Here is a 9,487-nt window from a genome sequence, read left to right on the forward strand (position 1 = left end):
GCGCAGTATTGTGAAGGTGCAACGCTCCAGCCAGGCTTCATCGTGTACGACATCGAGACTGTGGGAACCGGATGCTGAGAGAGGGTTGCTGGGCATGAACAATCACCGCTGAAGATTCGTTTCGGGCAGAGCCTGGGAGTATACGCAAGGCTCTGGCCCGCGGGCTGCGCTCGAGCAATCCTGTCCGTCATTGGCACCAGAATGGCAGTTGAGGGCCCCCGTCGCCTGTGGTTTTTGCGCACTGAAATCGCCGCGTGTTATCCCTCGGGATAATTGCATTATGCGAGGCCGTCCCCTAGGGTGCGTTCTCAGTTAGTTTTCMCGTGAAAACTAACTGAGAACGCACCCWAGCGTGTAGCCCTGATGAAACGACGTTCCGGCGTCACTCCCCGTCAACGCAGTGCAGAGGAACGTATGATCCGACTCGGCCAAGCCACTATTTCCCTGGAACGGCGTGAAGCCTTTCTTGATGGACGGCCGCTGCGTGTCGGGGGCCGGGCGTTCGAAATCCTCTCGGTGCTGATGCAGGCCGATGGCCGAATCGTCAGCAAAGATGAATTGATCACACAGGTCTGGCCTGACACCGTCGTCGAGGAAAACAATCTGCAGGTGCAGATTTCCTCGCTGCGCAAGTTGCTCGGAGAAAAAGAGCTCATCCAGACGGTCCCGCGCCGAGGTTACCGATTATTGAAAGAACGTGAACCGCCCCTGCCCCTGTTCCATCCTGCGGTCCCGGACCTCTTGGCGTCCGAGGATCCGCAGCGGATCGATCCTGACAGCGTGCCGGTGTTCATCGTGGACGATGAGGCCTCCGTGCGCACAGCGCTGAGCCGACTGCTGCGGGCCGAAGGCATCGTGCACCGGATATTCGCCTCGGCCGAAGAATTGCTCAGCGCTGACCTCGACATCGGCCCCGCTTGCTTGTTGCTGGACGTCAGCCTGCCCGAGGCGACAGGCCTGGAACTGCAATCCACACTCGGGCGGCGCGGACTTCCGTGGCCGGTTATTTTCATGACCGGTTTCGGCACCATCCCGATGTCGGTGCAGGCCATGAAAGCGGGAGCGGTCGAGTTCCTGACCAAGCCTTTCAACGACGGCCAGTTGCTGGACATCCTGCGCACCACCCGTCAGCGTGCAGCGACGGCGTTCGAGCAATGGCAACGCACTCAGAGTGCCCGTCAAAGGGCCGCCCTGTTGACCCCCCGCGAACACGAAGTGCTGCCGCTGATCGTCGCGGGTCTGTCCAACAAGCACATCGCCAACCGATTGGGCACCAGTGAAGTCACAGCCAAAGTCCACCGCAAACACATCATGGAGAAGATGCAGACGCGCTCGCTGGTCAGTCTGGTCAGCCTGTATGGCTTGATCAGCGCCGAGCCGGCGTTTGGCACGCAGGGTTCTTCATGACGATCGACACTGGCTGCACCGCCCCCGGATCATCCGGCAGCGTCATGATCATCGTCTGCATCGTGGACGACGATGCGTCCGTGCGCAAAAGCCTGGCCAACCTGCTTCGGTCGGCCGGATACCGCGCCCGGGTATTCGCCTCGGGCGAGGAATTCCTGGCCCTCGAAAACTTCAATGACATCGCCTGTCTGTTGCTGGATTTGAAAATGAACGGCCTGTCAGGGATAGACGTCATGCACGCACTGACGCTCAAGGACAGAAAACTCCCGGTGATTTGCATGTCGGCACATTGGGATGAAGCGACACTGGCTGAATCCAACCGCTATGAGCCCATCGAATGCTTGCGTAAACCGTTCAGCAGCGATGCCTTGCTGAGCGCCGTCGAGTTAGCGCTTCAATGCGAGCGTTGAACAGTCACGTGTTGGACGGCGATTGCGGCGTATCAGGATTGAGTTGCTGACGCCTGAATTGCCCTGGAGGCTGGCCGTGGATCTGGCGGAAGCGTCGCGAAAAATAAGCCTCGTCAGCGAAACCGCACAACCTCGCCACCTCCCCCACCGGCCGCGTGCCATTGAGCAGATAATTGCGCGCCGCGTGCATCCGGCGTTCGAGCACCAGTTCGGTGAAGGTCTTGCCGATTTCCTTGCGCAACCAGTGCGTCAGGTACGTCGGTGACAGGTAGGTCGCGGCAGCAACCTTGATCAGGTTGAGGTCGGGGTCAGCGATGTTCTTGCGCAAATACTCGGACATTCGGCTCAGTGCGTCGCGTCGGCTGACTTCGGCGGCATTCTCTTCGGCCAGCCGTTTGAGCGGCTCGGCATACAGGGCACAGACGCTCCCCACCAATTGCAGCAGCAGGCCCTTGAGGATCTCGCGGGTGCCGAAGTGACGGTTTTCATCGAGCACGCGCATCTGCTCGATCAAGCCACAGACTTTGCTGAAATCCTCATCGGCCAGAATGAAATCCAGATGCTCCTGAAAGCGGAACGGCGACAACTCCGGCGCCAGCAGAATCGAGACTTCCTCGAGGTCCATCGGGTCGCACTGCAAGTGCGGCAGCAGGAAGGTCTGGGAAAAATTGATCACCATGAAATTGCTGTCGGCCGGATGCGGAATCACGTGCACGCGATGCGGCAGGATGAAGGCGAGTGTATTGCGCGGAAACGGACGTTCGACGCTGCCGATGTGCTGCACGGTATCGCCACCGAGGTTGACCTGGATCTGGAAATACTCATGGCGATGCGGGCTGGTTTCGGCGTGCCGGCCCTTTTTGTCGCGAATGTAGAAGTCCGTCAATTCGCTGCGTTGCTGCATGACGTAGGTGGGTACTCGGCTCGGAGACGACATTTCCTGAGGATCCTCGACAGGTACATGGATAGGTTGTCGTCGCGCCGCGACGCAGGCGGCGACCGCGATGATTGTGAAGGCAGACACCGTTGGCTTCAACACGTCATAGGATGACAACAACATACAGAGAGTTAATTGTATCCATGTGTGATGTGTCGTCTGTCCAAAAAACTACGCGCACACAAAAATAATTAATCATTTAAAAACATATAGTTACTAAACAGATGAGGCAGAACGGTGGAAATGAGCTGATTTGTTTTTTCTTGGACACCTGCATGAATCGCCTTTTTAAGGAGAAAAAACGATCTAACGCCTCCGTTGATTTTGAGAGGTTGTACGACCACTGTGACAACCAATGCAGCCCGACCCGTCCAAAAACAATCAAAAGGTGCGCCCCCATGAATCCGCTTTTTCTCCTCGCGACCCCTCCCCCGAACGCCTCTGACCGAAGGCGTATCTGAGCGCCCGACAGCGGCTGTCCGCGTCTCTCGTTCACGTAGCGATTGCTCTGCCCCGGCACTGGAGGCAACGGCTTCGGCTGCGCGCAAACATCTCGATTCTGCTAACAATAAAAAGGTCTACTCATGTCGAACTCGCAAACCTCCCCGTCCACCGCGCCGTCGGTGAGCGTCGGCGCCCGGGACGCCGCACTGCCTCAGCGCCTGCCAACGCGCCGGCGCTGGTTCATGCTGTCGTTGCTGCTGATTGCGACCATCATCAACTACATCGACCGCGTGAACATCTCGATTGCCGCACCGTTCATGGCCAAGGATCTGGGCCTGGACAAGATCGAAATGGGCCTGATTTTTTCCGCGTTTGCCTGGACCTACGCACTCGCCTTGGTCCCCGCCGGGTTCATCGCCGATCGCTTCGGTTCCCGGTTCACCTACGGGGTGTCGCTGATCAGTTGGTCGACCGTCACCGTGTGCCAGGGCTTTGCCACGGGATTCGCTTCGCTGTTCGGGCTGCGCCTGGCCGTGGGTGCCATGGAAGCTCCGGCATTTCCCGCCAACAGCCGCGCGGTCACGGTGTGGTTCCCGGCCCGCGAACGGGGCATGGCCAGCAGCATCTACGTGTGCGGCCAGTATCTGGGCACCGCGCTGTTTACCGGCGTGCTGTTATGGCTGGCGACGACCTATGACTGGCGCCATGTGTTCTACAGCACCGGGATTCTCGGGATAGTATTCGGTGTGATCTGGCTGTACCTGTACCGCGATCCGCTGAGCTGCAAGAACGTCAGCCAGGAAGAACTGAAGTACATCGAAGCCGGGGGCGGACTGGTCAAGAGCAGTCAGGAACGCACCAGGTTCAACTGGCGGCAGATCGCCGAGCTGTTCAGCTATCGGCAGATCTGGGCGATTTGCATCGGCAAGTTCGCCAGTACCTCGGCGTTGTACTTTTTCCTGACCTGGTTCCCGACGTACCTGATCGAAGAACGCAAGCTGACCATGATCAAGGCCGGGGTCTTCGCGGTGCTGCCGTTCGTGGGCGCAACCGTCGGCATTCTGCTGGCCGGCATCGTCTCCGACTTGCTGATCCGCCGCGGCTATTCGATGTCCTTCGCTCGCAAGTTGCCCTTGGTGGTCGGATCGATGCTGGGCATGTCGATTGTGCTGGTGAATTTCACCGACTCGAACGTGATCTGCATTGCCGTGCTGACCATTGCCTTCTTCGCCCAGGGAATCGCTTCGTCGTCGTGGGCAGCCGTATCGGAAGTCGCGCCCAAGGAGCTGATCGGCCTGACCGGCGGGATCACCAGCCTCGCCGCCAACATCGGCGGGATCGTCACCCCGATCGTGATTGGCGCCATCGTCCACGCGACGGGCTCGTTTGCCTACGCCTTCTGGTTCATTGGCGCCGTGGCGCTGATTGGCACCCTGTCCTATTCGTTGTTGCTCGGTCGCTTGTATCGCATCGAGCTCAAGGCACGCTGAGCCCGGAAAACATGTGCGCAGAAAAGCGTTTTTCTCCAACACGAGGCGGCTTTCGTCCAACTTCGCAAAACGAAGCCGCCGTAGGCTGATGCTTCCAACAGGACCACGACAAAAATGACTATGACCGAATACGTTTTCACTCCGGATTTACCCGTGACCTTGCCAGTTGCCGGCAGCCAGCAGCGTTTCCCCGTTGGCCGGGTATTTTGCGTCGGCCGCAACTACCCTTGGCCAGACACCCAGGGCCAGTCCCGCCAGCCGCCCGTGTTTTTCATGAAGCCGGCGAGCAACGTGGTGGATGCGTTGGGTGAAGTGGCGTTCCCGCCGCTGACCGAAGAGTTTGCCCACGAAATCGAATTGGTCGTCGCCATTGGTGAAGGTGGCGCCAATATTCCGCAGAGTCAGGCGCTGGCCTATGTCTGGGGCTACGCCGTCGGGCTTGACCTGACTCGTCGTGATGTCCAGCGCGCGGCCAAGAGCAATGGCTTGCCGTGGGAAGGTGCCAAGGTGTTCGACGGCGCCGCGCCGATGACCGCCATCGTGCCAGTCACTCGCGCCGGACACCCGGACGGCGATTTGTGGCTGAACGTCAACGGCGAAGAGCGCCAGCGCGACAGCCTCGACAGCCAGATCTGGTCGGTCAGTGAAATCATCAGCCGCATCTCGCAGTCGGTGGCGCTGCGGGCCGGTGACCTGATCATGACCGGCAGCCCGGCAGGCGTCGATGTGCTGCAACCCGGCGACATCATCAACGCCGGGATCGACGGCATCGGCCAACTGGAAATGCGCGTCGGTCAGCGACCTTGAACCCGGGCTACGCCCTCGTGAATTGAAGAAGGAGATAACAACATGAACAGTCCTTTGAAAGTGGCCCTGGTCACCGGCGCCGGTAGCGGAATCGGCCGCGCCGTGGCCCTGGCCCTGATGGCCGACGGCTTCACCCTGGTATTGGCCGGGCGCCGGCCGGAGCCGTTGCAGACATTGGTCGAATTGGCGGTCAGCGAGGGACACGAAGCCTTGGCAGTGCCCACTGATGTGCGCGATCCGGCCAGTGTCGATGCGCTGTTTGCAACCATTGTCGAGGTATACGGACGCCTCGACGTGGTGTTCAACAACGCCGGGGTCAACGCCCCCGCCGTGCCGCTGGATGAGCTGACGTTCGAGCAGTGGCGCAACGTGATCGACACCAACCTCAACGGCGTTTTCCTCTGCGCCCGTGGCGCCTTCGCACTGATGCGCCGACAACAGCCACAGGGCGGACGCATCATCAACAACGGCTCGATCTCGGCCCATACCCCACGCCCGTTCAGCAGCGCCTACACCGCCAGCAAACACGCGGTGTTGGGACTGACCAAATCCCTGGCCCTGGACGGGCGCGAATTCAACATCGCCTGCAGCCAGATCGACATCGGCAACGCCCTCACCGAGATGTCGGTGCGCATGACCAGAGGCGTGCGCCAGGCCAACGGCACCATCGCCGTGGAGCCGATGGTGGACGTCAAGCATGTGGCCGATGCCGTGCGCTACATCGCCGGTCTGCCGCTGGAGGCGAACGTCTTGAACATGACCGTCATGGCCAGCGCCATGCCGTTTGCCGGTCGCGGTTGAACCGGCCTTTTTATTGCGCTACACGAGGTTTACATGAAGCCAGAAGTCTTGCAGCTCAGCCCGATCCTGATCCCTGAAATCAACGCGCGGCTCGATGAGTTGTTTACCGTCAGACGTTACTTCCAGCAGGCCGACAAGTCGGCTTATTTGCAGGCGCACGGCGCGAACATTCGCGGGGTGATCACCGGCGGCCATACCGGTATCAGCCAGGCACTCATGGCGCAACTGCCGAAACTGGAAGTGGTGGCGGTCAATGGCGTGGGCACCGATGCGGTCGATCTGGCTTACGCCAGGGATCGCGGAATTCGCGTGACTGCGACCATCGGTGCGCTGACCGAAGATGTTGCCGACCTGGCCATCGGCTTGTTGATTGCCGTCTGCCGGGGCCTGTGCACCAGCGATCGTTACGTGCGTTCGGGCCAGTGGCCCCATAGCCCGACGCCGTTGGCCCCGCTGCCGTTGGCGCGTCAGGTGTCAGGCATGCGCATCGGCATCGTCGGCATGGGCCGGGTCGGCCGTGCCGTGGCGACCCGGGCCGCAGCGTTCGGCTGCCCGATCAGTTACACCGATTTGCAGCCAATGAGCGATGTGAACCACACCTTCGTTGCCGATCTGAAACAACTCGCGGCCAACAGTGACGCGCTGATTCTCGCCGCCGCTGCCGACAAGGCTGAAGCCATCATCAATGCCGAAGTGCTGCAAGCGTTGGGCACAAGTGGGTATCTGATCAACGTGGCGCGGGGCAAGCTGGTCAACGAGGTCGATCTGGTGGCAGCGCTTGCCGCCGGTGAGATCGCGGGTGCGGCGCTGGATGTGTTTGTCGATGAACCGAACGTGCCCGAGCCACTGTTTGGTAAAGAGAACGTAGTGCTGCAGCCCCATCGCGCGAGTGCGACGCTGCAGACCCGCACGCGGATGGGCGAGATGGTGGTGGCGAGCCTGGTGGACAGTTTCGCCGGGAGAATACCGCAGGGTTCTGTGACTGACTGAAGGGTGGCTACCGAGGGGACCTTGCGTCCCCTCGACGGCTCGATATCAGGTGAACAGATCGACGCCCAACTGGAGGGCATCGGTAATCAGCATCGGGACGCGGTGGTCTTGCCTGAAATACTGGCAAACAGCGTCGCGAATACGCCGATGAAGAATACGTACCAACCGATCGGGCCGAAGAAAATTTCCAGTGCCTTGCCCAGAGTTCATGAAAGGGCTGCAAACCCGCGCTGCAAATCCTCAATCAACGCGTCGACATCCTCCAACCCGATATGCAATCGCAGCACCGGGTTCAACCCTCGATCCTCAGCGCTGTTGCGATCCTGGGTGTCGGCGACGGTGATCAGGCTTTCATAGCCGCCCCAAGAGGCCCCCAGACCAAACAACTGAAGCGCATCGATGAATCGCTCGACGTATCCAGCTTGCGCGCCGCGCAGTTCGAACGAGAGCAAACCGTTGCTGCCATTGAAGTCCCGTCGCCACAAGGCGTGACCGGGATGATCGGGCAAGGCCGGATGAAGTACCCGTTTCACTTGCGGTTGCTCTTGCAGCCAAAGAGCGATTTGCAGGGTTTGCCGCTCGTGCACTTCCAGGCGTGGCGCCAGGGTGCGTGCGCCGCGCAGCACCAGATAGGCATCGTCGGGGCTGACGGTGCTGCCGAAGGTGTCGCTCATGGCCGCCAACGGTTGCCAGACCTCTTGCCGGGTGCAGACACTGCCCATGACCACGTCGCTGTGGCCGCACAGGTATTTGGTCAGCGCCATGATCGAGATGTCCGCGCCCAGGGCCAGCGGCCGGTACAGGTAGCCGGAACCCCAGGTGTTGTCCACGGCCAGCAGAATGCCCCGTGGTTTGCACAGGGCGGCGATCGCCGGCAAGTCACAAAGCTCATAGAGCAGCGACCCCGGCACTTCGGTGTAGACCATTTTGGTGTTGGTTTGCAGCTGCGCTTGCAGGCCACTGCCGTCCGGCGCGAAGTAGCTGACCTGAATGCCGAAAGGTTCGAGAAACTCCCGGGCCAGACGCCGTACCGGCGAATACACCGCGTCGGTGATCAGCACATGATCGCCGGGTCGCAGGTAGGCCAGAAAAGTCTGCGCCACCGCCGCCAGCCCGGTGCCGAACAAGCGGGTGCGATAGCCGCCCTCCAGTTCGGTGACCAGATCTTCCAGAGCGAAGGCCGTCGGGTTGCCCCGGGCGCCATAGCTCAAGACCCGTTCGCAGTCACGACGGGCGCGGGCATCGCGCATCTGTGCAAGATTGTCGAACAACACCGTGCTCAAGCGGGTGACCGGCACGTTGACAGCCCGACCGCCGCTGCCCTGTTCGGTCCGCGCGCAATGGACCAGACGCGTGCGGACCCGCGCATGCCGGCTCGCTTGAGGTTGCGCGTGCAGCGGCTTGAGACTGGCGATTTCGTCTTCATTCATCTGCGCCAGCAAGCCGATTTCCCAGGCCAGGTATTGACGCGCCGCGTCCTTGTTTCCGGAATGGCGATCATGGGTAAAAAACAGAAAATCGATGCATTGCTCATCAGGCGGTGTGTTGGCGTCCTCCTGCACCGCACGACCTGCCGCGCGCCAGGCAGCAAGACCGCCATCCAGCAATCGAGCCTGTGCACGCTGAGCGTCAGGCAATTCCAGCGTCGTGAAAGCGGCCAGCAACGGGTCATCGGCCAGCAACACCAGCGGCCGCTGTTCACCGGCAACCTCGGCCGCCAGCAACGAACGAATCGACCAGCGCGCCTCGGCAATATGACCTTTGCGATAGACCATGCTCGCACGCAAATCAATCAGCGCCACTGCGTCATCCTTCAGCGCATCAGCCAGGGCCTGTGCGGTGATCAACGGCAAAGCCTCGTAAGGCGCAGTCTTCAGCGCGGGCAACGCCAGACCACTGTTCACCCCTCCCGCCAGTACATACGCGTCGTGCCCCAACTGACGCAGCCAACTGGCAACGATTGGCGCACGCACGCCATCGCTGTCGATCAGCACCAACCGTGCCTGACGCACGCCGACGTACAGATCGGTGGATTGAATCAACTGCCCGCCCGGCGTGTGTTGAGCGCCCGGCAGGCTGCCCTCGGCAAACTCCTCGGCGGTCCGCACATCACACAGGAACAGACTGCGCCCGACTTCCCCGGCCCACTGCTCGACCTGAACGGTTTCAACGGTTTCCACCCCGGCCCGTTCCGCCAGTTG

At 60.8% G+C, this 9,487-nt stretch carries 8 protein-coding genes and 1 pseudogene; 6 read left to right on the top strand and 3 right to left on the bottom strand.

The window, feature by feature from the left end; all coding sequences use genetic code 11:
• The first annotated feature begins 414 nt into the window (after positions 1-414).
• Together AC1DVH_RS21270 and AC1DVH_RS21275 are read left to right on the top strand one after the other, a co-directional pair.
• Positions 415-1,407, top strand: a complete 993-nt coding sequence (locus AC1DVH_RS21270; protein WP_477755469.1) for a response regulator — start codon at positions 415-417, stop codon at positions 1,405-1,407.
• Positions 1,408-1,451: 44 nt separating this feature from the next.
• The gene (locus AC1DVH_RS21275; RefSeq protein WP_477755476.1) at positions 1,452-1,817 is read left to right on the top strand and encodes a response regulator transcription factor; all 366 of its coding nucleotides are present in this window, start codon (positions 1,452-1,454) and stop codon (positions 1,815-1,817) included.
• Positions 1,818-1,821: 4 nt separating this feature from the next.
• Here the strand turns inward: AC1DVH_RS21275 and AC1DVH_RS21280 are convergent, their stop codons facing one another.
• A complete protein-coding gene (locus AC1DVH_RS21280) occupies positions 1,822-2,754 on the bottom strand; it encodes a helix-turn-helix transcriptional regulator (protein WP_477755470.1) in 933 nt (310 codons plus the stop codon).
• A 584-nt stretch (positions 2,755-3,338) separates the two neighbouring features.
• On the opposite strand from AC1DVH_RS21280, the gene AC1DVH_RS21285 reads away from it, so the two are divergent.
• The 4 genes from AC1DVH_RS21285 to AC1DVH_RS21300 all read left to right on the top strand — a co-directional run bounded on the left by AC1DVH_RS21285 (position 3,339) and on the right by AC1DVH_RS21300 (position 7,286).
• Positions 3,339-4,688 (top strand): MFS transporter, encoded by a 1,350-nt coding sequence (locus tag AC1DVH_RS21285; protein WP_477755471.1) that lies wholly within the window; start codon positions 3,339-3,341, stop codon positions 4,686-4,688.
• A 114-nt stretch (positions 4,689-4,802) separates the two neighbouring features.
• The gene (locus AC1DVH_RS21290; RefSeq protein ID WP_477755472.1) at positions 4,803-5,495 is read left to right on the top strand and encodes a fumarylacetoacetate hydrolase family protein; all 693 of its coding nucleotides are present in this window, start codon (positions 4,803-4,805) and stop codon (positions 5,493-5,495) included.
• Positions 5,496-5,537: 42 nt separating this feature from the next.
• On the top strand, positions 5,538-6,296 hold the full coding sequence (locus AC1DVH_RS21295) for an SDR family oxidoreductase (RefSeq protein ID WP_477755473.1): 759 nt from the start codon (positions 5,538-5,540) through the stop codon (positions 6,294-6,296).
• A gap of 33 nt (positions 6,297-6,329) precedes the next feature.
• Entirely contained in the window at positions 6,330-7,286 is a 957-nt protein-coding gene (locus AC1DVH_RS21300) for a 2-hydroxyacid dehydrogenase (protein ID WP_477755474.1), read from the top strand.
• 69 nt (positions 7,287-7,355) lie between these two features.
• Here the strand turns inward: AC1DVH_RS21300 and AC1DVH_RS21305 are convergent.
• Both AC1DVH_RS21305 and metC read right to left on the bottom strand, forming a co-directional pair.
• Positions 7,356-7,489 (bottom strand): annotated as a pseudogene (locus tag AC1DVH_RS21305) (Nramp family divalent metal transporter); the annotation flags it as partial.
• Between the two features lie 3 nt (positions 7,490-7,492).
• The coding region (gene metC, locus AC1DVH_RS21310; RefSeq protein ID WP_477755475.1) for a cystathionine beta-lyase at positions 7,493-9,487 on the bottom strand (1,995 nt) is incomplete at its 5' end.

The organism is Pseudomonas sp. P4_C3 (assembly GCF_056402075.1).